This is a genomic window from Ktedonospora formicarum (assembly GCF_016587355.1).
Taxonomy (GTDB): Bacteria; Chloroflexota; Ktedonobacteria; order Ktedonobacterales; family Ktedonobacteraceae; genus Ktedonobacter; species Ktedonobacter formicarum.
Genome location: NZ_BNJF01000012.1, coordinates 1 through 24,852, shown reverse-complemented (window position 1 = coordinate 24,852; position 24,852 = coordinate 1). Strand labels below are relative to the sequence as shown.

Annotated in this window: 22 protein-coding genes and 3 pseudogenes; 16 read left to right on the top strand and 9 right to left on the bottom strand. The window is 50.9% G+C overall.

The window, feature by feature from the left end:
- Positions 1-164 precede the first annotated feature (164 nt).
- The 8 genes and pseudogenes from K3T82_RS46800 to K3T82_RS46765 all read right to left on the bottom strand — a co-directional run bounded on the left by K3T82_RS46800 (position 165) and on the right by K3T82_RS46765 (position 6,391).
- Positions 165-1,283 (bottom strand): phosphotransferase family protein, encoded by a 1,119-nt coding sequence (locus K3T82_RS46800; protein WP_220200316.1) that lies wholly within the window; start codon positions 1,281-1,283, stop codon positions 165-167.
- 50 nt (positions 1,284-1,333) lie between these two features.
- Positions 1,334-1,903 (bottom strand): aminoglycoside phosphotransferase family protein, encoded by a 570-nt coding sequence (locus K3T82_RS46795; protein WP_220200315.1) that lies wholly within the window; start codon positions 1,901-1,903, stop codon positions 1,334-1,336.
- The gene (locus K3T82_RS46790; RefSeq protein ID WP_220200314.1) at positions 1,900-2,283 is read right to left on the bottom strand and encodes a phosphotransferase family protein; all 384 of its coding nucleotides are present in this window, start codon (positions 2,281-2,283) and stop codon (positions 1,900-1,902) included. The genes K3T82_RS46795 and K3T82_RS46790 overlap by 4 nt, the downstream gene beginning before the upstream one ends.
- A 91-nt stretch (positions 2,284-2,374) precedes the next feature.
- A pseudogene (locus K3T82_RS46785) lies at positions 2,375-2,563 on the bottom strand (tyrosine-type recombinase/integrase); the annotation flags it as partial.
- A 1,123-nt stretch (positions 2,564-3,686) separates the two neighbouring features.
- On the bottom strand, positions 3,687-4,379 hold the full coding sequence (locus K3T82_RS46780; RefSeq protein WP_220200312.1) for a tyrosine-type recombinase/integrase: 693 nt from the start codon (positions 4,377-4,379) through the stop codon (positions 3,687-3,689).
- 11 nt (positions 4,380-4,390) lie between these two features.
- Positions 4,391-4,609, bottom strand: a pseudogene (locus K3T82_RS46775) (Tn3 family transposase); the annotation flags it as partial.
- A 181-nt stretch (positions 4,610-4,790) separates the two neighbouring features.
- Positions 4,791-5,762 carry a phosphotransferase enzyme family protein gene (locus tag K3T82_RS46770; protein WP_220200310.1) on the bottom strand — a complete coding sequence of 324 codons (972 nt, stop codon included), beginning with the start codon at positions 5,760-5,762 and terminating at the stop codon, positions 4,791-4,793.
- 65 nt (positions 5,763-5,827) lie between these two features.
- The gene (locus K3T82_RS46765) at positions 5,828-6,391 is read right to left on the bottom strand and encodes a recombinase family protein (protein ID WP_220200309.1); all 564 of its coding nucleotides are present in this window, start codon (positions 6,389-6,391) and stop codon (positions 5,828-5,830) included.
- A gap of 317 nt (positions 6,392-6,708) precedes the next feature.
- Here K3T82_RS46765 and K3T82_RS46760 point away from each other — a divergent pair, with 317 nt between their 5' ends.
- From K3T82_RS46760 to K3T82_RS46745, 4 genes are read left to right on the top strand one after another with little or no spacing between them, the layout of a single operon-like run.
- Positions 6,709-7,647, top strand: coding sequence for a DUF4158 domain-containing protein (locus tag K3T82_RS46760; protein ID WP_220200308.1), 939 nt, complete (start codon positions 6,709-6,711; stop codon positions 7,645-7,647).
- 25 nt (positions 7,648-7,672) lie between these two features.
- A complete protein-coding gene (locus tag K3T82_RS46755; RefSeq protein ID WP_220200307.1) occupies positions 7,673-8,221 on the top strand; it encodes a helix-turn-helix domain-containing protein in 549 nt (182 codons plus the stop codon).
- A complete protein-coding gene (locus K3T82_RS46750; protein WP_220200306.1) occupies positions 8,218-8,805 on the top strand; it encodes a transposase in 588 nt (195 codons plus the stop codon). The genes K3T82_RS46755 and K3T82_RS46750 overlap by 4 nt, the downstream gene beginning before the upstream one ends.
- A 36-nt stretch (positions 8,806-8,841) precedes the next feature.
- On the top strand, positions 8,842-10,920 hold the full coding sequence (locus tag K3T82_RS46745) for a Tn3 family transposase (protein ID WP_220200305.1): 2,079 nt from the start codon (positions 8,842-8,844) through the stop codon (positions 10,918-10,920).
- A 130-nt stretch (positions 10,921-11,050) separates the two neighbouring features.
- Here K3T82_RS46745 and K3T82_RS46735 read toward each other — a convergent pair.
- A pseudogene (locus tag K3T82_RS46735) lies at positions 11,051-13,800 on the bottom strand (Tn3 family transposase); the annotation flags it as partial.
- Between the two features lie 189 nt (positions 13,801-13,989).
- Between K3T82_RS46735 and K3T82_RS46730 the strand changes: the two are divergent.
- The 12 genes from K3T82_RS46730 (at position 13,990) to K3T82_RS46685 (ending at position 24,366) form a co-directional block, all read left to right on the top strand.
- A complete protein-coding gene (locus K3T82_RS46730; protein ID WP_220200303.1) occupies positions 13,990-14,154 on the top strand; it encodes a hypothetical protein in 165 nt (54 codons plus the stop codon).
- Between the two features lie 44 nt (positions 14,155-14,198).
- Positions 14,199-14,729, top strand: a complete 531-nt coding sequence (locus K3T82_RS46725; RefSeq protein ID WP_220200302.1) for a hypothetical protein — start codon at positions 14,199-14,201, stop codon at positions 14,727-14,729.
- Positions 14,730-14,770: 41 nt separating this feature from the next.
- On the top strand, positions 14,771-15,289 hold the full coding sequence (locus K3T82_RS46720) for a hypothetical protein (RefSeq protein WP_220200301.1): 519 nt from the start codon (positions 14,771-14,773) through the stop codon (positions 15,287-15,289).
- 211 nt (positions 15,290-15,500) lie between these two features.
- The gene (locus K3T82_RS46715) at positions 15,501-15,926 is read left to right on the top strand and encodes a hypothetical protein (RefSeq protein WP_220200300.1); all 426 of its coding nucleotides are present in this window, start codon (positions 15,501-15,503) and stop codon (positions 15,924-15,926) included.
- A gap of 295 nt (positions 15,927-16,221) precedes the next feature.
- Positions 16,222-16,728: a hypothetical protein gene (locus tag K3T82_RS46710; RefSeq protein WP_236031963.1), complete on the top strand. Its 507-nt coding sequence runs from the start codon at positions 16,222-16,224 to the stop codon at positions 16,726-16,728.
- A 409-nt stretch (positions 16,729-17,137) separates the two neighbouring features.
- Positions 17,138-17,533 carry a hypothetical protein gene (locus tag K3T82_RS48845; protein WP_236031962.1) on the top strand — a complete coding sequence of 132 codons (396 nt, stop codon included), beginning with the start codon at positions 17,138-17,140 and terminating at the stop codon, positions 17,531-17,533.
- The gene (locus K3T82_RS46705) at positions 17,534-18,340 is read left to right on the top strand and encodes a hypothetical protein (RefSeq protein ID WP_236031961.1); all 807 of its coding nucleotides are present in this window, start codon (positions 17,534-17,536) and stop codon (positions 18,338-18,340) included.
- Positions 18,341-18,949: 609 nt separating this feature from the next.
- Positions 18,950-21,952, top strand: coding sequence for an Eco57I restriction-modification methylase domain-containing protein (locus tag K3T82_RS46700; protein ID WP_220200299.1), 3,003 nt, complete (start codon positions 18,950-18,952; stop codon positions 21,950-21,952).
- Positions 21,949-22,563 (top strand): phospholipase D-like domain-containing protein, encoded by a 615-nt coding sequence (locus K3T82_RS46695; RefSeq protein WP_220200298.1) that lies wholly within the window; start codon positions 21,949-21,951, stop codon positions 22,561-22,563. Before K3T82_RS46700 ends, K3T82_RS46695 begins: the two co-directional genes overlap by 4 nt.
- Positions 22,560-23,756 carry an SNF2-related protein gene (locus tag K3T82_RS46690; RefSeq protein ID WP_220200297.1) on the top strand — a complete coding sequence of 399 codons (1,197 nt, stop codon included), beginning with the start codon at positions 22,560-22,562 and terminating at the stop codon, positions 23,754-23,756. The genes K3T82_RS46695 and K3T82_RS46690 overlap by 4 nt, the downstream gene beginning before the upstream one ends.
- A complete protein-coding gene (locus tag K3T82_RS48840; protein WP_236031960.1) occupies positions 23,711-24,157 on the top strand; it encodes a hypothetical protein in 447 nt (148 codons plus the stop codon). The genes K3T82_RS46690 and K3T82_RS48840 overlap by 46 nt, the downstream gene beginning before the upstream one ends.
- Complete coding sequence (locus K3T82_RS46685; RefSeq protein ID WP_307811446.1) at positions 24,091-24,366, top strand: C-terminal helicase domain-containing protein; 276 nt, start codon at positions 24,091-24,093, stop codon at positions 24,364-24,366. The genes K3T82_RS48840 and K3T82_RS46685 overlap by 67 nt, the downstream gene beginning before the upstream one ends.
- Positions 24,367-24,852: the final 486 nt, after the last annotated feature.

The following is a 24,852-nucleotide window of genomic DNA, read 5'->3' as shown; positions in this document are numbered from 1 at the left end:
TTATTTGAGCTTCCCCTCGTTCTTGAGATCGTTCAAGCAAATTGAGTCGCGTCTTCGTGTTGAAGGAAGTGTCACAGGTCGTGTTAAAACGGAGCCATTGAATACACTGCTTTAAAAAGCTTTCTCTGAGCATGTATCAGACTTGAATGGCAATTATCTTGCCATCATTGCATGCCAGGAATCAGCAAATCGCTACAGTGCCAATCCTCAAAGGCCTCTGTCATGCATTGTAGCTTGGGCTGCCAGTAGCTACGTTTCGAGCCATTACGGGCATCTTGAACAGTAATCAGTAGCCACTCGATAATCTCCAGACGATAATCAAGGAGCAAATTCTCCCAACTATAGTTCTGCACGCCGCGCGCTTGGAGCTGGGTGAAGTAGCGTTGGAGGATGCGCTGTTCACGCTGTCTCTCATGACGTTGTTTTCGCGTCCAGAATGTGGCACAGAGATTGACCAGATCAAATGCCCCCACGTGGGGTTCTGCTGACTGCCAATCGATAAGGTAGGTTGCGCCCATGGTGCCTTCGCGTGGACTGAGCATATTCGCAAAATAGGCGTCGCCGTGGATCATCGTTATGCGCGACTTCTCTTGCATACGTGGTGCAAGATAGTCGGTCCACCAGTGATCAAAGTGAGCCGCTGTCTGAGCACACATGGTTTGCACTTGGGGAGAGAGGAACTCACGCTCATGATGCAACAACCATTCGACCGCCTCACGCCGCCGTTGCCAGTAGCCTACGAAATCTATGTCATTGTAATCAATTGGGACACGCTCGCTACCCAGCAGTTCATGCTCCCACCAGTAGGCATGGAAAGCCGCTAGCGTATCGATAGCTCGCTCGATATAGACCTCGGCCGGCACATTCTCCCCTTTCTCAATCGCAATCTGCTGATCTCGGGGAACCGGCACCAGATGCGTAGGCGAGAGATCAAGAAGCAGAAGATATGATGCATCGCTCATCTCGTCAAAGGCTGCGCCGTAACAAGGCACCATCAGTGGCGGATAGTTTGGTAGTGTGGCAATAAATTGATAAAATTGCACCTCCTTGCGGTTAGCCTGATTGCCCCATGCGGTACCATTACTGCACTTGAGAATGAAAGAGTGTGGTACTCCCTCCAACGTGTCTGGGGTATAAGTGACCAATAAACGTATGGTAGCCGAGTTAAAAGCTCCAGTTGGCTGTTGATCAATCGCCAACACTTTGCCACGTGAGAGGAGGCTAGCCTGGCGTAGTATGCTCGTCAACCACACAGGCGTGACCTGTTCCGGAGAAACGATCATGGATAATAGATTCCTTCCTGATTTGCAACATTGAGGTTCTCACATAATCTTTACATGAGTCCTCTTTCCATCATCACGTTTTTCAATCGTTCTGCGCAAATAGGGTACCATTGTGCATCATAGAGGCCAATAAGTGCATAGTAATAGAGCCATGTCCAGAACATATAGAACCAATACCGCAGCTCAAAGTCCTGATCCAGAGAGATCATCTGCTGGTAGGTTTCAAGTAAATGAAATCTCTTGCCGTGACTCTTGGTTAGGTGAATGAGATCAAGCTCATAATCTGCCCATTCGGCATCAAGAGGATCAATCAAACCAGTTACCTGATAGGTTGAGGGATGAAAGAGGAGATTGCCAAGGCAATAATCACTATGAATAAGCACAGCTTCCCCTTGACGATGACCCAGAATATCTTTCGCCCGATCAAGTGCATGCTGAGCGACCTCCCGAATAAGAGTGGGAAGTTTTTCTGCGGGAGAGAGAGGGTGTTGGATCAGCTGATTAATGGCTCTAACCCGTTGACCGTAATAGTCCCACCATGTATCATAGTAAGGCCCATCGAAACGTCCATACCCGTTGGGGCTACGAACAGTGTGGAGAGCGCGTTGGACCTCGATCATGTGACGCGCAACCTTTTCACGTGCCTTCTCATTAAGCTCTCCGAGTTGCCGCCCTCAACCCCAGGGAGATGCTCCATGATCAGGACTTCATAGGAGGTATCTGGAGCGATGTGAAGAGCATAGACGTGCGGGACTGGGACAGGAGCATATTTACGTAATACTTCAAGTTGTCGTTGTTCTACGAGACCACGGCCTGGGAATTTATGTGCTTTGATCACCACTTGCCCAGGATCGCGGGTCGTTTGGACCACATAGATAATCCCAAAAGCTCCTTCAGCCTTTTTTTGAACAGAAGTCACGTCGGCTGAAAAGGTTGTGTCGATGAAAGACCGCAACATTTCTTGATCTAGGCTGGGATCAGCCCAGCTGGTGAGCCTCATTCTATTTCCTCTCTAGAAATGAAAGTTTTCATTTTTTACCTGAAAACTTTCTTCCCTATTGGTGTTTAGATGTTATCACATCTTAACACTGTTATTGGAGAGGAAACTGCTTCATAACCTGTTCGTAAGCCTCTTGAGCTTCGACAAGGGAGAGGCGTGAGTAGATTTCCAGTGACTGGCGACTTTCATGACCAGAATACGGTTGGATAAGGGCATCATCGACCCCTTGTTTCTTGAGCCAGGTAAAGAGAAAATGCCGCCATTTATGTGGCGACATGGCCCTCCGCTACGTTGCGTGTCACCAGCCGCAACGTAGCGGGCTAAAAAAGCAGCCTTTGACCAGGCTCCTCGCGCAAAAAAACTTGCCGCACCCCAGCTCACGATCCCGTGATGGTTGTTCCTCTTCCCACCCCTCCTACCGGAGAAAACGTAACTCTTCCCCATTGGCCTCCTTCATTTTTAGTAAAAACATCAGAAGTACAACCGAAAAAAAACAGATTGAGGGGCTATCAATGTATTTTGACCGGGAAGTGACCTATCTCTGTCCTGGGTCTGTCCTGGGAATGAAGTTCTTTTTCTTGCATACTAGAGTTACTTGACAATCTGGCAGAAGCGAAGATTGATTTTGCTCTCTGTGAACAGTTCATTGGGTTCGCAGCTTGAACCTAGGGTACGCCTTAGGATCGCGCACTGGTGATCTGCTCAATGATCAAGCATGGAATCAATTGAAGTTCTGCTTCTCTGTGAAGCATATGGATCGCGCCTCTCACCTTGAGGCTCGCTGAACCGATGCTTGCTGAGAGAACTGTTCTTTCCCGCAATGGATCGCGCCTCTCACCTTGAGGCTCGCTGAACCAGTCAGGGATGAGGACATTTTGCCTACATGGCACAACGACTTGGCATGCGACATCTCTTACCAATGATGTAAGCATGTTAAGGCTGGAGAACAGATTTCTGGGATCCAGCAGTGGGCCTTATGCCCAAAGTAGCTATCCCTTCTCTATGGGAGGATTTGCTTTGTCGCATTTCACGAAGCTCCAGAACCGTCGCGTCGTTCTCCCTGGCGGCACCTGCTATTCGTGCGGGCAGGCGATCGACGAAAGTGGTCACTGTGGTTGCTCCTGACACTTTCACAGGTGTCGGTAGTGCCTGAGCACGTGGAAGATTAAAACAACAAGGGCGTAGCATCTAGCTATGCCCTTGTTGTCCTTCTATCTAGTTGAAGAACATCCATTCACCACGCGAATTCACACCTATTTCACTATTCCGTTCTCCGAAACTGACCCACATATGGACAAGCCATATGGGGTGGAGTTAAGGTTACTGTCACCAGCCGCGAAGTAGCATCGGAAAAGAACAGAGTGCCGACTTCTTCATGGGAAAGTGAACTTTCCCTCTTTTGGCTATTTTTCTCTTAGTCCCTTGTGCTCATGAATGTCTCTCGATATACTCAGCCGTAAGTGAAGAGTGCCGACTCCAACGACAAGAGGAACTAAGGTTATACGGATATACAGGTTACGCATTCCATGCCCGCTACCTTGCGGCTGGTGACACGCAACGTAGCGGAGAGCCGACATGGAGCGCGTGATGCCTGCCGCATGAGCATAACGTTCCAACATTTTGCGCACGCCTCGGTCACTGTATTTGTGGCGGCGGGAAGATTCAAAGAGATAGGTTGCTGATATTGCTTGCATTTGTTGCATATGCAAGCCCAGAAGCTCACGGAATGCCAAAGGAAAGGGAACCAGACGATCCTTGTCCCCTTTCCCTCGATTCACCCGAATTTGACAGCGAGAGAGGTCTACATCTACCAAACGCAACGAAACCAGCTCGCTCACACGGATGCCCGTGTAAAACAGGGTTTTGATCAAGATCATATCTTTGAAGTGCCGACACTTCCAAACGACTTCATAAAACCGTTGAAGCTCATCTTCTGTGGGAATGGAGGGCAATCGCTTGGGAGCGTGTGGAACTTCAATGTCCAATTCCTGGCGCAATTCACGAAACACACTTTTGAGATAGTGATAATCTGGTCGCTCACTACGAAGGTACTTCGCAAGCTCTTTTGCTTTCTTCTGTGCAGGTGTTCGTTGCATGCGCTCTTCATTCATCGATTATGCCCCAGGCGAAGACGCTCGCTCATGTCTAAACGGAAGGTTCCATAGGGGTTGACGTGGGTGTAAAAGAGCGGTGTGAGGCCCCGATAGTCTGCAACCGTCAGCTTGTCTGTCCATTCTGGTCGCCCCAAGACCTGCTGGATCATTAGGGTGTTCACAAAGACGAGGCAAATCTGCAAGAGGTGCAAGCAGAGCACCGCCACCTCTTGAGGTAGGGCTAGGATCACTGTAAAAATCGATCATAAAGCAATTTGTTATATTTCTGGGTCCTCTTGGCTCATTTGACTGGAGGGAAGCGGACTTTTCTTCATTTGCTGTTTGTGTAGAGAGAGGTACATTTCCTCACCAATCCCATTTTGCCGAGATACGAGTAGTCCATGCGTCTTTCTGTTATCTCTCTTGCAAGAAATCTCGGAGTGCGGCCCATCGCTGCGCAAAAGGAAGGAAAGGCCCCGGCTGTAAAAACGCTCGTACGCGTTGATTCCCTTCGAGATAGATGGCCTTGTAATGCCAGAGATCATGTGCCCGCATCCACCCATAGGCGCTAGCCGCCACTTCCAATTCTGTTGAGGTGAGCGGGAAGATGCAGCGATACGCGTCGAGAAAGGCATTGCATGCGTTTCCCTCAAGTTTGTAAACATAATGGAGGGTTCGTACAACTTCCCAGGCACGGGGAGCTACGTATGATTGATCCCAATCGATGACCGCACTCACCTGGCCATCTTCAAAGAACAGATTGGTCTCCTGATAGTCGCCGTGAATGACCTGCTGCTCAAGCGATGAAAGATCTTCCATATTGATTGATGGCGCGGTTGCCAGGTAGGCACGACGCTCGGCTAAGCGAGATAATGCTTGTCTGTCCTCATCGCTTTTATGTGATTGGGAACGAATCGCCGTTTCAATGACCTCCATGGTTGTGAGCGTCGTTGTGAGATCGATTGAAAACGAACGGTGGGGAACTCGGTCATGAGGATAATCAGAAAGAATCTGATGAAGTTGCCCCAAGAAGCGCCCCATAAGCATTCCCTCATGTAACGTGAGGTCACCACGAGCAATTTGGTATCCTGGAGCAAACGGAAACAGCGCATAAAAACACCCTCCATGCTCAAGAATGCTCTCTCCATTTGCTAAAGGTAAAGGGGTGAGAGCCGGAAGGCCATGAGTTTTCACATAAGTGGTGAGGGCATGTTCGCAGAGGATGCGCCAGTGTTCATCAGATGTATATCGATAGGCACGTAGCGCGTAGTTCCCATTAGATGTCTTGAGCAAGAGTGTGCGATGGATGGTCCCGGTTGCAGGTGTCCATGTGGAGAGAATAGGTGAGAGTTTCCAGGCATGACGCAGATCAGAGAGAGCAAGCATGTATCTCTTTGGCTCCTTTTTCGTGATATTGTTTCCTGGTTTTTGGTCCAGATCAGCCATGGGATTCAAACATGCACAACGTATTTATAAAATGTGGTCCGACTGCGAAACCCTGTACGTTTCATAATCTCTGTGACGCTCATCGTTCGGCTGGCATAGAACTCCTTTGCGCGTTCTAGGTTGGCCACGCTCATCTTTTTGGTGGCGGCAGGTCTGCCGCCCTTACGCCCTCTCGCTCTGGCGGCCTCCAATCCGGCCTGGGTGCGTTCGCTGATGAGATCGCGCTCAAACTCCGTCAGCGCTGCTATGATGTGAAACATGAACTTGCCAGTAGGCGTGGTGGTGTCAATATTTTCCTTCAGGCTTTTCAACTCAATGCCACGCGCGGCCAGATCCGTCACAGTTTCGATTAACTCTTTGAGACTCCGGCCAAGACGATCAAGCCGCCAGACGACAATCACATCTCCAGGCCGCGCAAGGTCCAACATCCTGAGGTATTCCGGGCGGTCAAACCGCTTCCCGGTCATCTTGTCCGTGAACACACGCTTGCATTCCTCGTGCTTCATTGCGTCCTCTTGTAAGATGGTTGTCTGCTTATCGTTGCTGACTCGGATATAGCCAATCTTCATTGCCTGCACTCCTTGTTCCCTGGGTCTCGGTTCTCTGTCCAGAGTGTACAGGAACTTATCTTTCTCGACAAGTAGCTGGACATTGTTTGATGAACGGATTGTTGGACAGATCAGGCGGGGAGATCGTGCGTGGAGAGTGCAGAGTATGGCAGAGTCCAACAAATGCCCGTTTTCTGGATAGCCAGGTACCTAGCTGATGGTCCTAGCGTGGTATGCCTTTTTTGGTTGATGAGGCAGTTTTTCCGTTAAGATAAGCGTATTCGCCCGCATCTATGGGCCAGTCTCATAGAAATCTGTGACGGGCAGGAGATGCGCCTATGACGGCGATTGAACGAACCGCCTATCCTCGTTTCACTCGCGCCCCTTCGGTGAAAGAACTGCGCACTATTTTCACTCCGACGCCAACAGATGTTGCCTTTGTCGCTACCCATGCTCGTGGACCGGCACAGAAATTCGCGTTGATGATCTTACTCAAGGTCTATCAACGATTACAGTATTTTCCTGATTTGCAGACGATCCCTGGAGCCGTCATCAGTCATATCCGCTCGGTGATGGAGTATCCTCCCGATGTTGTACCCGATATCGCTTCTGCCACGCTCTATCGGTACTATGCTGCAATTCGGACCCATCTTGAAATCAAAAGCCAGGGAAAGGAGATGCGCCATAGTGCTGCCCATGCCATGCACCAAGCCGCTCAGGTGATGGAGAGTCCTGCTGACTTGATTAATGCAGCCACACAAACGCTCCTCATCGAGCACTATGAGCTTCCCGCATTTAGCACCTTGGACCGTATGGCTTGGCGCATTCGTCGCCTCGTCAATACTGGCATCTATCAGCGTGTCCTTGCACACTCTCCCACCGAGCAGCAGCAGATCTTCTCGCGCTTACTCCAACGAGATGGAACCTCTCCCTTTACCACTTTCGATCGCATCAAAGAAGCACCTAAGAGCGCGACCCTGACTCATTTGGATGAATGGTTGAGTCGTCTGCTTTGGCTTCAATCACTGGGAAATATGCAGCCACTGCTAGAAGAGGTGCGCCCTGCGAAAATCACCCATCTGGCACAAGAAGCGAGCAGCTTGTACCCGTCTGACCTGCTGGATTTCGCCGAGGCCAAGCGCTTCACCCTGCTGGCGTGCCTTATTTTTCAGTCTACCGTCTCCACGCGCGACGAGATTGTCCAGATGTTTCTCAAACGAATCGCACGACTCACCGAGAAGGCTAAGTGGTGCATCCACCAAGTAATGGTAAAATAGGAACATCTCAAAAGTGAGGTGTTCCATGCCAAAGATTTTACAAGTACGAGCGATGACTGACGAAGAAAGCAAGATGATAGAGCATTTGAGCCGTTCTAGAACAGCGCCAGCAAGGCAGGTAGAAAGAGCCAAGATAGTGCAATGGGCGAGCGAACAACAGCGTGTTCCCCAGATCGCAACCCGGTTAGGAGTCGCGGAGAATACCGTGCGCAACTGGCTCCATCGCTTTAACGAGGCAGGATTACCTGGACTCTTTGATGAGGACCGAACCGGGCGACCGCCAACATATAGTCCCCAGGAGGTCTCAGTCGTGGTGGCGACCGCTCTTACCAAGCCCGATGACCTCGGTTTGCCCTTTGGGCACTGGACCCTAGATCGGCTTGAGGTGTACCTCAATGAGGAAAAAGGGATCGCCATCAAGCGTAGCTGGATCAACGAAATCTTGCAGGCGGAAGGGCTGCGATGGCGCAAAGATGAGCATTGGTTTGGCGAACGGGTCGATCCCGACTTCGCCAAAAAAAGGGGCTCATTACCACCCTCTACACGGTTCCACCAAAGAGGAGCACCGTCGTGAATCTCGATGAAATGGGCCCTGAGTCGGCGAAAAGTTTTCTGGGGAAGAAACTGGTTCATGCTCATCCCGCTCCAGAGAAGGGCAAGCCCGCCGAGCGGGCCAGCCAGGAGATCGACTATGGACGCCGGGCCAAGGGGTATATCTTTGGTGCCTTTCAACCTGCCACTGGCGAGGCGTTGACGAGGCCCTACGACCGGCGAACGACGGAAAACTGGATCGATTTTCTCAACCTGGTTGAGCAGTGGGTTCCCCAAAGCGTCGAACGCATCTACGCGATCTTGGATAATCTGGCAATGCATCGGGCAACCGATGTTCTGCTGTTTGCTTTGCAGTATCCGCGTTGGGAATTCGTCTTCCAGCCGACCTATGCCGCTTACTTGAACCTGATTGAGCCCTGGTGGAAAACGCTGCGTTCCCTGGCGCTCAAAGGGCGGCGCTTCGAGACCTGGGAACAGGTCTGCGATGCTATTGATCGAGCGACAGTTTACTGGAACGCTCATCGTCATCCTTTCGTTTGGGGGCGAAGGCGGCGTCATCGCCATCGTCGTTCATCTGGGATTGCCATCCCGGCCAATGTCCGTTAATTTGGTGGATGCACCACTAAGCAGGAACTGGAACGGTTGCGAAAAGAGGAACGAACCATCACCGAACATCTCGTCGAGGTCCTAGCTGACGTGGTGCAGGCAAGCGCGGACGCGAAAGATGCAGCAGACCGAGGAAGTCTCGTCAGCTCGATTCTGGAGCGAGCTGGGGGCCAAGCGTTACTCCTGGAGCAATGTGAGCAGGTCAGCGCCCATCATGGGGACCGCTACCAGCCCTTTCTCAAAAAATTTTATGGCAGTCATCGCCGTGCTCTCTTCCAAGTAATCAAGACGTTGGATTTTCGTTCAACCACCTCAGATCTCACATTAATCGAGGCGATGCAGTTCATCATAGCCCACGAGCAGAATCCCAAACAATATCTGGAAGCAACGTTTGATCTTCCCTTTGCCAGCAAGAAATGGCAACGAACGGTCCTGGCCAGGCGCAAAGGGAAAACGTGGTTCGCACGCCACCATCTGGAGACCTGCGTCTTTTCCTATCTGGCGGAAGAGCTGAAATCGGGCGATCTCTGTGTGGCGGGTTCAGAGCAGTTTGCGGATTACCGAGACCAGTTGCTGTCCTGGGAAGCATGTGAACCCAAAGTCGTGGCCTACTGTCATCAGTTGAATCTTCCCGCAACGGCGGAAGGCTTTGTTTCCCATCTACGCACCTGGCTGACGGAAATGGCCGCCGAAGTAGACCGGACCAGACCGGAGAATCACTCCCTGATGATCAATGAAAAGGGTGAACCCTCACTCAGGAGAACGCGGACGAAAGGACCGCCCGACGGGCTGGCCCAATTAGAAGAAGCATTGCGTGAAAAGATTCCAGAGCGGCACTTGCTGGATGTGATTGTGCGTATTGAGCACTTGACCGGCTTTCGTCGTCATCTTGGGCCACTTTCTGGCAATGAGCCCAAAACGGACGATGCCTGGGAACGGCAAGCGTTGGCGATCTTTGCGTATGGAACAAATTTGGGACCGCAGCAGATGGCGAGGCATCTGCGAGGCCAGCTCTCTGCCGATCAGATTGCGCATATTGACCGCCGACATATGACCGCTGAGAAGTTGGATGCCGCGCTGCGCGATGTGATTAATTGTTTCAATCGTTATACCCTCCCGCACTACTGGGGCGATGAGAAACGTGCTGCTGCGGATGGAACCCAGTACGAGTTGGCAGAGGAGAATCTTCTGGCAGAGCAGCACATTCGCTATGGCGGGTTCGGCGGAATTGCCTACCATCATGTCAGCGATATGTATATCATGCTCTTTACGCAATTCATCGCCTGCGGGGTCTGGGAGGCCGTCCATATCCTCGATGGTTTGATCCGTAACCGGTCCGATGTGTCGCCAACCACGATTCATGCGGATACCCAGGGGCAGAACCTTCCCGTTTTTGGACTCTCATACATGTTGGGGATCAAGCTCTTGCCCCGCATCCGCAACTGGAAGGATCTCAAGTTCTACCGTCCTTCCAGAGAGGCCGTCTACGAACATATTGATGCCCTCTTCCATGACAACGTGATTGACTGGAATCTCCTCCAGACGCACTGGCAAGATCTGCTACGAGTTGCCATTTCGATCCAGGAAGGAAAAGTCTTGCCATCTATGCTGCTGCGCAAGTTGACTACGTCCAGCCACAAGAACCGTCTCTATCAGGCGTTTCATGCACTGGGTTGTGTCAATCGGACCGTCTTCTTGCTCACGCTCATCTCTGATGTGAAACTGCGGGAGGTGATTCACCGCGCCACCAATAAAGTGGAGCAATATAACGCGCTCGAAGATTGGGTGCGGTTCGCTGAAGGCGGAACCATGTATGCACGCGCTTTTGAGGAGCAAGAAAAACTTGTCAAGTATACCGGGTTGCTCACCAGCTGTATTATTCTGGATAACACATTAGAAATCAGTGCTGCACTCAATACCCTGGCACGTGAAGGGTGTATCCCAACCATTGATGAACTGGCTGCTCTCTCCCCCTACCAGACCCGGCACATCAAGCGTTTTGGCAATTATGAGATTGATTTCTCAGCCGTTCCTGCTCTCATTGCCGACGATTTGACTTTTCCCCTGGAAGCGCCGACAGAACCTGCTCCCATCGAGCCTGTTCAAGAACCATGAGAGTGGCACACTCTACATGAGGCAAACACGGAGGATCGCGGCCAGAACAACCCTGGCGGCGATCCTGTTCTTGAACAAATATAACAAATTGTTTTATGATCGATTTTTACAGTGATCCTAGCCCTACCTCCTCTTGATCGTCAAGACGATTGGTCGCAATCTCTCCACTTTTGCCATAAAAGATGAAGCCATTGGCTGAGTTCCAATTCTCAACGACGTTAAGACCCTCATGAATCTCGCGTCGGAGCTGCTCGGATTGGAGATATTCACAGAGAAAGATGGTCTTGATGACCTTTCCTAATTCGGCTAGGGCCTGATAGGTAGGATGTTGTACATTGTTGCGGGTAAAACGGCGCAAAATGGATTCGGCATCAGCGGTTCCCAGGCGCAGAGCTGTTGCATACTTGACCATCTCATCGTACTGGTTGCGAATGAGGTCCCAGTTGATCGGGCGCGAAAGCACCGGCTGAAGGTTGGGATAAACTTCTGGTTTGCCTAGCTCTGGCCGGTACAGTTTCTGGGAGCCAATATCTTTGAGGCGAGGGAGGAGACGAAACCCAAGCAGATGACAGAAGGCAAACCCAACTTCACTTTGCCCATGACTATCTACATAGTTCTGTTGGATCTCAGCATCCGTACAGTGGCGCAAAATCCCTTCAATCATGGCTGCTACTTCTGACGAAGAACAACTTTTGACCTGCGAATAAATACAGGTGGACTTCTTTTCGACGTGCCAATACACCATGATGCCAGGGCCGCGATAACGAATATGCCACTCGGTGAGCAGATTCTGGTCCCAGGCTCCAAACTTTTTTGAGTCGGAGGCACAGGCGGTTGTTCCTTCCCCCAGATTTCCTCCTTGCGGACCTGAAAAATCGCATTCGCGACTGTCGAGATCGCATTGCGTAACTGCTCTTTGTGAATATAGCGACTACGCACATAGCGCAAATCCGCATCAGTCGTTCCAGGATCTGCGCTGGTGAGCCGTTTGAAGCCCGTATTAGTCCCTAACCCGTACAGGCAAAGAAGGAGGCGCTTCTGAAGCACCTCTCGCGAGAGCACTTCACGCTGGCTAATACTGGTCAACTGCTCAGTAAAATTCACTTGTAAATCGGTCTCCTTGAGCATGTCAAGCAGGCTTGTCATCGGCCATTGCCTGCTCACCTCCAGCTTGAGCCGTGACAAGTTCACTGGTTCAGGCTGGGCATCCAGGGGAGAGAGGTGAATCCAGCCGCCTCGGCGCGTCGAAACCCTGACCTTTGGAGCTAAGCGAGGCATGGCTGTATCAAGAGAAGAAAGCGCCTGCTGCATCGCAGCTTGAAGCGTATCGGTAAACTCTTGCGCCTGTGTTGGTTGCTTGAGCGCCTCATAATACTCCAGGCGTTGCTCCTCAAAATCCTTGGGCAAGTCTTCATCAGGATTGCGATAGCGCGAGCCTCCTTTGACCCAGATCTCCTTGCTCCGCACCTTGTCACGCAGTGCCTGTAACAGACACACCTCATAATTAATCCGGTTCACCCGTTCCACCCCATCCTCATCCTTCTCCACGACCAGATCACGCCACTTAGGGCGCACAATATCTTTGATGGGGATGATTTCCTCCTGGGGATAAAACTGCCGAGGGCTATGAACATAATCCTTGACAAGCGTGAGCGCACGAATCATGGGACGATACTGGTCATTGTTACAGCGAAAATCTAAGACATCGAGCAAATGGGGAAGGATACGGCGGTAGTGAGATCGGTAGGAAGAGCGCATGACCACATGGACCTGGCGACGGAAAAGAGGCCCTTTTGACTCATACTCTTTGATCAAATCATGCAGCAACATTTCGCTGGCAACAGGGTAAACCACTTCACGCACCAACCCATCTGGATTTCTGACCGAGGCATCAGCAATCTGGTAGAGAATACTTTCCTTGCCTGCAACCTTTTTGAGTTCCTGAACATACACGTCTTCAACGCGCCGCTCAGCGCGCGCCCCTATTCGATGCACAATTTGAATCAGCAGGTCAACCAGGCTATCCGTAATTTCCTGGCTCCGTTGCCAGCAAAGCGCAGCCAGCAATGTCAAGCGAATTGGCTCGGGGTGAGCACGAAGCAAACTGGGAGTTTCTGTCCCTGCGCGCTGGCGGTACACACGAACCACTTTGGGAGAGAGATGATGAAAGAGATCAGCAGGCAAGCCCAGCCGACGAATACGCCGCAGCTTGGCGATCTCAGTCAACATAGTTTCCACCCCGACTCGCCCAGGGTCCATACGCAATTCATGCAGGGTGGTCGGTTCATCCTCGCGTCCCTCTTGAAGCGAATCGGGCGCTGGTGCTTCATCAACCAGCAAGGCGTCAATCGCCTGACGTGTTGTCTCATCAAGTTGGACATAGGTCTGCTCATAGAGGGCTGTCTCAAAGGTTCGATAGGCAGACCGGACAATGCGTGTGACGCGCTGAGGGGTGGGAGGTTCGAGACGTTGGGTGCGCAAATGATGGTAACATGCTTGGCGAACGGCATCTTCCTGATGTTCATGAGGTAACACATGCTCAGCAAGCCAGGCGCTTACTGCTTCTCCATCAGCAACGGTCGTTTCCCGAAATTTGAGCACTGTGCGAATCTGTGCGCGATGCTCTTTAATACTGCGCCCAGCCCAATCGTATTGGAGATAGTCAGCAGCAGGAACCCCAACTTGCGCAGCGACATGAGAAATGACATTGCTTGAAATCTCATGTTTGTGCTGGGGGAAACGTCCCATACGCTGAAAATACTTCAGCAAGAGGGCACAACCGAGGCGATTGGCTCCTGACTTGTTCTCAAGGAGCAGCTTGTCTTCGAGGTGGAGCGTCCATTCATGGAGAAGTTCTTCTTGTTGCCATTGTCGTTTCATGAGGTAAATTCACATCCTTGCCACTTAGATAGGAAAAGTACCGAGAAGTGATGGAGTCGGCACTTTTTCCTCAAAGATAAGCATACCCGCCTTCATGCTTCAAGCACAAGAATATATAAAACAAATAGGCAAAAAGGGTGAATTACTCTTTCCAAAATGAAGTGCGGAACTTATAGAGATTTTTTCTCTTTGCCCGTATTGCCCGATGTTCTGTCCCTGGTGACAGCAACCTTCACTCCACCCCTGGTATGGCTCGCGATTGTTACGGGAGCATGTTTTGTGCTTACCCTGCTCTGGTCAGGGTATCATCTTTGGAAATGGTATCGCTTCGAACGCTTCTTTCGCGTACTTTGACCGCCTTGAGATTCGCTGACTCAGCAAAAGAAAGGATGCAAATTATGAACAAAGAGACACAACTCAGCCTTAACACTGCTCTTTCAGGTCTCGCCTATGCGGCCGATAAGCTCGATATGGCCTTACTCGGAGAGAAACGTCATATGAGTACACAACAATTGGAGAATGGGCCGCTTGCTACGAAACTCACCTCTCTGGCCGAAATTGTTGATGGCGCGTCAATCATCGATGTTGATGCTGCTCGCTCCGACTTATTATATGCCTTTAGTTTTTTGAAGTTCCTACAAGGGGGTTTCTACAGCGCGTTGTGGGAGATTCTAGATCGCGCCCATGTGTGCCTAGTCGACGAGAAGTTGACAGAGCAGCAGGCACAGGCACTCCTGGGGACAGCGGGCTTCTGGTTGTCACTGGATGCGAGGCTTGGTCATGTCCACCCTCTTGTAGAGGATGAGCAAGGATTGAAGACCTATGACGCTTCTTTCCTCGGTATGCCCGATGAATATCGTACTGTCTATTATGCTCTTCACGAAATAGAGACTCGGAAACGTCATTATGCTGATATGCATCGCGTATAAGAAACCAGCATGTAAGCATTGCATTGTACAAGGAGCGTGAAATGGAAAATTCAGGCGATTATTATAGAAAACAGCTCGACCAACCAACAGGCCCGGCGTTAAGCCAACTGAAAAGCGTTTTACGAATCTGGCAAGCACAAGGACACTCGAAACACTACCTTTCATTCCTTCTTCTACTTGAAGATATTCTTGAGCAAGGAGATGCGCAAGAGTCGTTAGGTGCCAAATTTCTGCGGATTCTTCAACCCGAAAACATTGAAGCCCAGACCGATCAACACGCTAGCGGGTCACCAGAGGAAGCTTTCCAGAAACTGATTTCGTATCGAGTGCAGCTCCAAGATTCCCGTGTGCGGCCAATCAATAGCCCCATTCCAGAGTATGCTTTTGAAGCCGCTACTGCGCCGGAGGCGGCTGGGAAAGCGTTATCTCTTCACGGGGCGCATCAGATGAAATTGGTTATTGTTATCAGCGCTCAAAAAGAAGAAGGGTATGCCGATGTGGTGCTCCAACCAGATCGCTCCATCACTTTTGAGAGCACTTGGGAAAAGTTTCTTTCGTAACCATTCCCAAACGAGGAAAGCTAAGAATATTGCTTCAATACAGGGGTAACACTACTCCTCTAGCGATAGAGGAGCGCTGGACTGCTGAATATTAATGAGTTGGAATATTACATTAAGAGCTTGGATGGTCTTCCACCGTAGGGTAGATAGCTGGTAAGGTATTCGTACATCTGGAAGGGAAGCACCAGGTATTTGAACGAAAGGAATGCATATGAACCAGACAGAGAAGGTAACGAAGCATCGTAGCACCATCGCGCCTTTTGAGTGTGTACACTGTGGGCATATTTGGTACGGTTATGCAGGGATGCATGATGTGACGCCTGATGATCTGACGTTGTGCGTGAAGTGTTGGAGTACTCTGGATAACTATCTCTATGCTCTGAGTAAGAAGGGCAAGGTATCGGCCTATGAAGAGCAGGACAAAGAGAAGCGTCATCAGCTAGCACGGGCTTGGATTGCTGACAAGGGGAATAAGCCGTTTCCTCGTGCGACAGAGAAGCGGTTCCATAGCTCCGTCCCTCAGCGGATGAGAAATGCGATTGATGCAGGTCTGGTCAAAACGAATGGGAATGAAGTGTATATCGTGTACAGCCAAGGTGAGACCGTGGTGAGAGTTGAGTTTGCCAAGAAACCTTAGTGTTATTTCCTCTATCACTAATTTTAGCGTTTCCTCACGTTAGCCATTGTCAGCCTCCTAGCCGCTGGGCTGCTGAGCCGCGCACTAGGTAGTGACGATTGCTTTTCATTTCTTCGCTGAATTATCCACATCCTTTCCACATCTGCCTGGAAAGGTCGTGGATAACTGGGTTTGCTTCATCTCTCTCGGATCAGGTATGTTTCCGTTGTTAAACCGTATCTCTCCTGATGCGTTTCCGGCCCCTCTATTTCTTACCTTGTCTAGTTGTGCCTTACAGCCTGAAGGAGGACCTGCCATGCCCGTCGCCATTGAAGAGGAGACTCGTCTCGCTCCCCGAAGCCTGGTCATTCGTCGCCAGCCTGTGAGCGAGACACAGAAAGCAGAGAAGGTGCAGGTCGCACGAGCATCTCAACTGACAAAGACCAAGCCGCGACCAACGTCATCCCTCGACGTTCCTCCCTTGCAACATCAAACCACATCCTCCTCGCACACGAGCGTGCGAAAGCAAAGCGGCTCCTGGCCGCTACCCATAGGGATAGGAATGCTCTGTGCGTTCCTTCTTGCTATAGGCGGGCAATTCCTGATGGAGTGGAGCATAACGCTCAAGGACGATATACAATATGGTCGACCGCGCACCACCCCGCTCGATCACTTAGTGGGGCATGAACGCGATGCAGCGATTCCAACCCATTTCACGGCAATCAACCTCAAAGGGCAAATCTCTATTTTTGAGGTGCCAGGGGGAGGCGCGGAACATACGCACCTGCTGATAGGTCCCCACCTACTGATCTTGCCCCCGTGATACTAACCTTCTCGGGAGATATACATCGTCTGGATCTGATGATAAAAGTGAACGGGCTACAAATGTGGTTCCGCAACACAGGTAACATTTATAAACCGATATGGTAAACAGGTAAACAGTAAACAGAGCGAGCAATCGTTACTGCGATCAAGCATGATCAGGGAGTGGCGATTGTTTCTGCTGAACTTGCATCTCCCCAGGCTCAACCACATGAGTATGGACATTATATGCAGCTTCCTTTGCAATAAAAAATAGGAGATTTTGAGCCAATTTCTTTGTTTAAGATACGAATTTAAATTCGGCTTTACGAACCTCGGTAGCACCGCGCTAACTGGTGAAAAGGTCAGAGGGGCTTGAAAAAGTCAGCGTCCAAAGACATGCTGTGCTTATGCAAAAGAGTACAGAGCCAATGGACGCGTCCTCTCAATTTTGCCCCAACGAGACGTGTTCCGCAAGAGGCAAAAAGGGGGCAGGAAACATCAGTATTCATGGACGCAAGCGGCCACGATACCGATGTCAGATATGTCGAAAGACCTTTAGTGCCCGTAAAGGGACGATGCTGGAAGGGCTGCGTACCGAGGAATGCCAGGTGGAGCAGGTGGTGACCTTACTTGCCTATGGATGTCCTTCTCAAGCCATTGTCCATGCATTTGAACTTGACGAACGAACCGTAGCTGCATGGCGACGGCGGGCAGGCAAACAGTGCCAACGGGTGCAGAGTGCCGTCGTGGAGCAAGGGCGGGTCAACGCTCGGCATGTTCAAGCCGATGAGATCCGAGCCAAAGGAAGGAGCATGATCATATAGATGGCTCTGGCGATGGAGGTCACGTCGCGCCTGTGGCTGGCTGGCGTTGTGAGCCACCACCGAAATCGAAGTCTCATTGATCAGCTCTTTGAGCAGGTTCGTGCAGGATGTCAATTCATCCAAGGCTTGCTTGTGTGCACCGATGGGTTTGCAGCCTATCCCAAAAGTATCGTCCGAGCGTTTCGAGAGAAAGTGAAAACGCATGTAGGGCGAGGAAGATGCCGCCTTGAGACGTGGCCTGATCTGTGTATCGCCACCGTTATCAAGCGCACCGAGAAAAAACGCGTCGTAGAAATCACACGGAAGGTAACCAGAGGAACCCAGGAGAAAGCGAGAGAGCTCTTGCTGATGAGCAAAGGAGGTACCCAGTTGAATACGGCTTTTATCGAGCGCTTGAATGGGACCTTCCGCGAGCGCCTTGCGTTTTTGACGCGCAAATGCCGCCATGGGGCAGCTCGCATGGAAACGCTCGAAGAGGGAATGTATCTGGTTGGATGTACCTACAACTTCTGCTTCTCCCATCAGGAACTCTCCAAGAAAGCCTATTTTGGATGTTCGACGACGCCTGCCATGGCTGCTGCGCTCACCGATCATCTTTGGAGTGTCCATGAGTTGCTCTGGTACAAAGTGGCTCCTGCGTGCTGGAGTAAAGGGTCAGCAACCAAGCCTCAACGGCCACGTGGTCGTCCTCGAAAGCAAGCCAACGCTCAGCAGACTCACCCGAAACGCTCACGCAGGCGTCCTACCAAGTATGTTTTGGCTCAGGTCCTCGCTGAGGCGAGAAGGCTGGGAACGTTCACCAATTAATGGAGAGCTACCCGAACCTCTTATTGCACCAGATACTGAATATATGCTATCAGATCTATCCAGCTAGACCTAGCCTCTCCACATAAATACTACTATACAAATTCCAATATTGACACTCGTTCATCTATTGTGCTTCACTCTATCTATATCCCCAAGAGCTATTTTTGCACTAGAAGAAGGATCTTTTATTATGGCAGCCCGCTCTTCTATATCTCCCACCCTTACCAAACGCGACTTGGAAACATGCACCGATATAACCTCCGTTTTTACCTTATTTCGCAAACTGCGCTATCCTGTCGAAGCGATGCCCATTCATGTTCCGTTTGATATAGGTGATTTACCTGGAAACCTGCGCGATGGTATTCATGGACGCTATCCTGTCGCTCAGATAGGCGGTTCGCAACCTGGCGAGTCACTGCTTTCGGTCACCCTTTTTGACTTGAAAGGTGGAGCACGTAAAAGTGCTATCATTCGTGGAGTCGCTCAGGCTTGGACGAGACGTTTCACTGGTGAGCATCTGCTGGTCTTTACGATGAATGATGCACGTGGTCAACAGGTGATTGAGCATTTAGCCTTTGTGAACACACGACGACTGGGTGAAGGGCACATGTGCGCGTTAAATTGCATAAGCTACTGGTGGAACGGAGCAACCCCACACGTCATGACCTTGATACTCTCAACCGTATCGTGTTTCCTGCCAATGGCATCTCCGCTGGACAATTCTACAAACTGCAATGTGAGGCATTCGATGTTGAACGACTCACGAATACCTTTTACCACGAATATGCCCGGCGTTTCCAGCTGGCACAGAAACGCATCAGGCAGGATAACCCAACTATTGCAGCGTTTGCTGAACCTACACGGCTACATACCTTCACGCAACGACTCTTTGGTAGAGTGATGTTCCTCTATTTCTTGCAGAAGAAGGGCGCGCTCAATGGCGACCACCAGTTTATCAAGAGCCGGTATGAAGCAGCATGGGAGCAGGAAGAGAATTTCTATCGTTTTGTGCTGGAGCCACTATTCTTTCAAACGTTGAATATGCCTCGGCTAGAAGCACGATCGCGTTTTGGACGGGTGCCCTATCTCAATGGCGGTCTTTTTGCTCCAGATGAAGAAGACTATGTTGGTCAAGTCGTGCTTGCAAACGAACTTTTTGATATCCGCCACCAGGATGGGCTGCTCTACTTTTTGGAGAATCACAACTTTACGATTGAGGAGGATACCCCATTAGAGGTAGAGGTAGCCCTTGATCCAGAAATGCTAGGCAAGGTGTTTGAGAACCTGCTGGAAGAAGAGGAACGTGGCAAAAGTGGTACGTTCTATACTCCGCGCCCGGTTGTGACTTTTATGTGTCGCGAGGCCCTGGCTGCCTATCTAACTCGTCAGATTCATATTGCCAATGAGCCATTAGGTTGGCTACTGGATGAGGCTGAGACGGGTGAACCCGTACGTGACAAAAACGGTCAGCCATTCTTGAACACCCATAGCCTTCCGCGCTCCCTTCGGGAACAGGTAGACCGAGCGCTAGAGCAGGTCCGTGTGCTTGACCCTGCCGTGGGCTCAGGTGCCTTTCCGCTGGGCATGCTGGCGCTGCTTGTGGGCGTACGCAGAGCGCTCTTCCGTGTGGGTGGTGTCTCGGTAGAGCACCAGACGCCACTGGTAGAAGGCTGGAAGCGTAATTTTATCCGTGACTGTTTGTACGGAGTAGACGTCAGACATGAAGCTATCGAGATTGCACGGTTACGGCTCTGGCTCTCGCTGGTGGTGGATGCCGACCCCTTCGAGATGGAGCCATTGCCTAACCTCGACTTCAAACTGATGGCTGGCGATTCCCTGATCGAGACGATCGATGGCACAGCAATCTATCCTACGCGCCCTGATCGCAAGGCGAATCAGCTTTCCTTGGTAGAGAGTGAGACGCAGCGGCTCATACACAACCTGCGTACATTGAAGGAGGAGTATTTTCAGCCATCAGGGAGCAGATCGGCAAACGTGATCAAGCAAGAAATTGTACAGACAGAGCGTGCCATAGTATTAGCAGCATTACGAGAGCGAGAACAGCAGAATCAGGAGCGGCTCGACCACCTGAGCAAATCGCTGGTGAATGTCCTGTCTACACAGGCTAACCGCGCTGAGATCGAGGCACTACGCCACATCATCCAGATCACTCAGCAGGCGATGGCTAACTTGGAGGCAGGCAAGGAGCTGCCACTCTTCCTCTACCGACTACATTTTGCGAGCATATTTGAGGAGAAGGATGGTTTTGACATTGTCATCGCTAACCCGCCTTATGTGCGTCACGAACGTATACCACAGGAAACATTGCGCACATTGAAGGCCACCTATCCAAATGTACAACATGGCATGGCTGATCTTTATGTCTATTTCTATGCCCGCGCGCTGGAACTGTTGCACGATGGGGGGACATTAACTTTTATCTCCTCTAACAAGTTCTTCCGTGCTGGCTATGGCAAGAGCCTACGTGCTCTACTGGCCAGTCAGACGCAGATGCAGATTATTCTGGACTTTGGTGATGCTCCTGTCTTTGATGCTGCCGCTTATCCTTGCATCGTGCTAACAACCAAGGGCAAGCCAGCACCGGATTACTTCTATCGTGGGTTGGTGACTGATAACCACATTGATTTGGAAAGGCTGAATACTATCTTTGAAAGCTCAGCCCAGACGCTACTCCAGGCCCAAGGTGTCCAGCCTCCGGCGAGTAACAGTGCGGTATCAGCATTGGTACAAAAGCTAATGCTGATGGGCACGCCATTGGGCCGCTATGTCAACAACAAAATGTATTTTGGCATCAAGACTGGCCTGAATAAAGCATTTATGATCGATCAGGAAACAAGAAATCGTCTCGTTGCTGAAGACCCACGTAGTGCTGAGATAATCAAGCCATTATTGCGCGGGCGCAATGTGGGACGCTATGTCATCAATTCAATGGGACAGTCACTGATCTTCACCCGCCGAGGAATTGACATCAAACAATATCCAGCTATTGAGCGCTACTTGAGCCAATTTAGAGAAGATTTACAACCTCGACAGCCAGGAAAAGAAGGCCTAGGACGCAAGCCGGGAAACTATCAGTGGTATGAAATTCAAGATTCAGTGGACTATTATGGACATTTTAAGATGCCGAAGATTATTTATCCTGACATCGCGCCGAGAGCGGAATTTAGCTTTGATAGATCAGGTGCCTATCCCGATGCAACTCTTTTTTGTATCCCCACACATGCAGTTTATCTTACAGCTATGCTCAACTCTAACCTACTAGATTTTGTGCTTATGCAAATATCGCCAGTGATACGTGGGGGATTCTTTAGATATAAGAATTTGTACATGCAGCAATTGCCCATTGTCGAACCAACCCTGGAGGATCAGACGCGATTGGCAGCATTGGTAGATCAGTTGCAAGCGCTAGAGGGGCAGGGACCTGAAGCCGTTGTGATGGAACGTGAAGTGGACACGATTGTCTATCAGACCTACGGTCTCTCGGAAGAAGAGATTGCTGAAATTGAACGCTGGCATGCAGGGCGCCGGGCACAGTTAGGTGCAGGACGGCGTGGGCAGCGGGACGCTGTGAACAAGGAGGTAGAGGTATGACCTATTTTCCGCCAGATATTATTGACAATGCTTCGACAATCTTTGCCGAAGCATTGTCTCAGACCATCCTGAAGGCAGAGCAGCAACATCTGGACATTGCCACTGGGTATTTTGCCCCGGATGTCTGGCGCATTGTCGGTAATGCTTTTGCCGAACTGTATGCGTTTCGTCTGCTCCTCGGCGAACGCCCAGATGTACCAACTGGAGGCCCACAGACCGTGGATCTGCGCCGCTACTATCGCGCCAAGATTGCTGATGATCTGGCCCGCCTCAACTTTGATCGTCAGCACGCCGAGTTAGTGGATACACTCTTAGCGTTTCTCATGCGCGATGAGGTCCAGGTACGGCTATTCAGTGGCCCATTCCTGCACGCCAAGGCGTATATCTTTGACCAGATCAGTTTTGTTGGCTCTAGCAATTTCACACCCTCTGGTCTGACACGCAACTCCGAATTGATGCTGACCAGTATGAGCCAGGCAGTTGCCAAGGACTACGTGAGTGGTTTGATGGCAAATGGTTGCAGAGTGAGGACTATAAGCCTGATCTCATCGAGACACTCCGAGCCTCTAAATTCGGCTCGAAGCACTATACTCCTTTTGAAGTCTTCATGAAAGCACTCTATGAGTATTTCAAAGAGCGCATTCTGCTCGAGCAGGATCGCGTGGCCACAGTGGATCTAGCCCGTTTCCAGGAAGAAGGAAAAGCGGAGGCTCTCCGGCTGTTGGACAAATGGGGTGGCGTGCTTGTTGCTGATGCCGTCGGCCTGGGAAAGACCTATATTGGCCTGAGTTTGCTGGAGCGAGAACTACTCACCAAGCGCAAGCGCGGGCGGATACCACGTGGTCTAGTTGTCTGTCCAGCGCAACTACGCGATCTGGTCTGGCGACCACGCCTGGTCGAATATGGGATTCCAGTTGTGGACGTCCTGAGTCAGGAAGAGATTGGCCGCGCTGACTTTGACTGGAAACGCTATCGCGATCTCGATGTGGTGGTGGTAGATGAGAGCCATAATTTTCGCAACCCCAACACCAACCGCTATCGCAATCTGATGAAATTGCTGACCGGGGGAAGACGCAAACGCGTGATCCTGATGACTGCCACCCCGGTGAACAACAGCCTCTACGACTTTTACCACCAGTTGCTTCTGCTGGCACGAGGCGAAGAACACTTTTATAGACAGATGGGTATTAGCAATCTCCGCTCGTATTTCAAAGCCGCGATGGAGGGAGGGCTAGAAATCTTTGATCTCCTGGAGGAGACAACTGTCCGACGCAGCAGGGCCGATATTCGCCGCCGCCAGGATGCAGGTGAAGAAGTGGTTGTTAGCGGAAAGCCCGTACGCTTTCCCGAGCGTATGCTAGAACGGATTGATTACGACCTGGATGGCACCTATAGAGGGCTTTATCACGAAATCACAAGTGCATTGGACCGTCTGCATCTTGTCACGTATAACCTCGCCGCCTATGCCCACAATAAAACAAAAGCCAGTGAGCAAGACGAGCAGCGTAACAACGCACTCATTGCGTTGATGAAGATGCTCTATCTCAAGCGCCTCGAAAGCTCTGCCGCAGCATTTGAGGAAAGCGTCAAACGCCAGGCACTCTTCCAGAGCGGTTTTCTCAAAATGCTTCGCGAAGGGAAGCTCCTGGATGCTGCAAGCTACCGAAAATTGCTCGCAATTGAAGCCGGTGAGGAGCGAGCAGAACGCGCCGATGAAATCATCAGTGCGCTCCCTGTTGTCTCACGCAAGACTACAATATGCAGCGCATCGAGGAGGGCGTCAATCGTGACATTACGGTCCTGAACAGTATTCTCTTGATGCTCAAAAGGGTACGCGAGAATGGGTCTGGTGGGAACGGTGACGATAAGGTCCGTCAGGTGAAAACGGTGCTGGCTGGTACGCTCAAGGAGCAAAAGGTGTTGATCTTCACCAGCTATCATGACACTGCGGCCTATCTGCATCAGCAGCTCCTTGACGATACTACTTGGCAGGAACAGGCAGGAAAGCCTGTGCTTGGCCTCATTAGTGGGAACACGAAGCCTGAGGAGCGCCGTAAATTGATCGAACGTTTTGCACCAATAGCGAACCGCCCGCCGGAGATCCCAGTGATCAACTCTGGCAACCAGATGGGGCAGAAATCCAGGTTCTCATCAGCACTGATGTTCTCTCTGAAGGACAGAACCTGCAAGACGCAGGCGTCGTGATTAACTATGATCTGCACTGGAATCCTGTGCGCCTCATCCAGCGAGCTGGACGCGTTGACCGTATCGGCAGTTCCTTCGCACACATCATGCTCTACAACGTGTTTCCAGAGGCGGATTTGGAGAGTCTACTTGGTCTGATACAGAAACTCTCAACACGCATTGCACAAATCGATCAAACAGTGGGACTGGATGCGAAGTGTCCTGGGTGAGGTCATTTCGCAGCGCTCATTGGAGCAGTTACGGCAGTTGCATCGTAACGACCAGAACTTTGCTGCAAGATCTGGAGCGCCAGCAGAAGCTGGTATCAACTGAGGAAATGAAGTTCCCACTCATCAATTATATTTCAACAAATCGGCGAGCGCGTCGTTGCTGAAATACGTTAGGGCATCCACAGCGGAAACGGTACATCGCAACGGGATGCTCGGCCTGGTATCTTCGTCGCTATGAGCGCTCGGTGGACGCCCACTTCTGGCGCTTCTATCCAGATGATGGCAGTGAACCTGAAAAGAACATTCGCACCCTGTATGCCATGATTGCCTGCACGCGCGAAAACACGGCTTGATCCAGGACCGATTCCCTATGATCTGCTGGAACGCGCCACCAGGACGTTCTGGCAACATTGCGAGGAGAGCAGGCGCGCAACCGCGTGCGCCCCGCATTGACGGGCATGGCTCAAAAGCTCTATAACTGGCTGA

Excerpts from the sequence above, each read along its gene's own strand:
- K3T82_RS48845 (WP_236031962.1), top strand. The coding sequence starts at position 17,138 with ATGGACGCGTCCTCTCAATTTTGCCCCAACGAGACGTGTTCCGCAAGA.
- K3T82_RS46705 (WP_236031961.1), top strand. The coding sequence starts at position 17,534 with ATGGCTCTGGCGATGGAGGTCACGTCGCGCCTGTGGCTGGCTGGCGTT.
- K3T82_RS46720 (WP_220200301.1), top strand. The coding sequence starts at position 14,771 with ATGGAAAATTCAGGCGATTATTATAGAAAACAGCTCGACCAACCAACA.
- K3T82_RS46755 (WP_220200307.1), top strand. The coding sequence starts at position 7,673 with ATGCCAAAGATTTTACAAGTACGAGCGATGACTGACGAAGAAAGCAAG.
- K3T82_RS46715 (WP_220200300.1), top strand. The coding sequence starts at position 15,501 with ATGAACCAGACAGAGAAGGTAACGAAGCATCGTAGCACCATCGCGCCT.
- K3T82_RS46725 (WP_220200302.1), top strand. The coding sequence starts at position 14,199 with ATGAACAAAGAGACACAACTCAGCCTTAACACTGCTCTTTCAGGTCTC.
- K3T82_RS46765 (WP_220200309.1), bottom strand. The coding sequence starts at position 6,391 with ATGAAGATTGGCTATATCCGAGTCAGCAACGATAAGCAGACAACCATC.
- K3T82_RS46780 (WP_220200312.1), bottom strand. The coding sequence starts at position 4,379 with ATGCAACGAACACCTGCACAGAAGAAAGCAAAAGAGCTTGCGAAGTAC.
- K3T82_RS46760 (WP_220200308.1), top strand. The coding sequence starts at position 6,709 with ATGACGGCGATTGAACGAACCGCCTATCCTCGTTTCACTCGCGCCCCT.
- K3T82_RS48840 (WP_236031960.1), top strand. The coding sequence starts at position 23,711 with ATGCAGCGCATCGAGGAGGGCGTCAATCGTGACATTACGGTCCTGAAC.
- K3T82_RS46790 (WP_220200314.1), bottom strand. The coding sequence starts at position 2,283 with ATGAGGCTCACCAGCTGGGCTGATCCCAGCCTAGATCAAGAAATGTTG.
- K3T82_RS46690 (WP_220200297.1), top strand. The coding sequence starts at position 22,560 with ATGAAAGCACTCTATGAGTATTTCAAAGAGCGCATTCTGCTCGAGCAG.
- K3T82_RS46695 (WP_220200298.1), top strand. The coding sequence starts at position 21,949 with ATGACCTATTTTCCGCCAGATATTATTGACAATGCTTCGACAATCTTT.
- K3T82_RS46710 (WP_236031963.1), top strand. The coding sequence starts at position 16,222 with ATGCCCGTCGCCATTGAAGAGGAGACTCGTCTCGCTCCCCGAAGCCTG.
- K3T82_RS46770 (WP_220200310.1), bottom strand. The coding sequence starts at position 5,762 with ATGCTTGCTCTCTCTGATCTGCGTCATGCCTGGAAACTCTCACCTATT.
- K3T82_RS46795 (WP_220200315.1), bottom strand. The coding sequence starts at position 1,903 with ATGATCGAGGTCCAACGCGCTCTCCACACTGTTCGTAGCCCCAACGGG.
- K3T82_RS46800 (WP_220200316.1), bottom strand. The coding sequence starts at position 1,283 with ATGATCGTTTCTCCGGAACAGGTCACGCCTGTGTGGTTGACGAGCATA.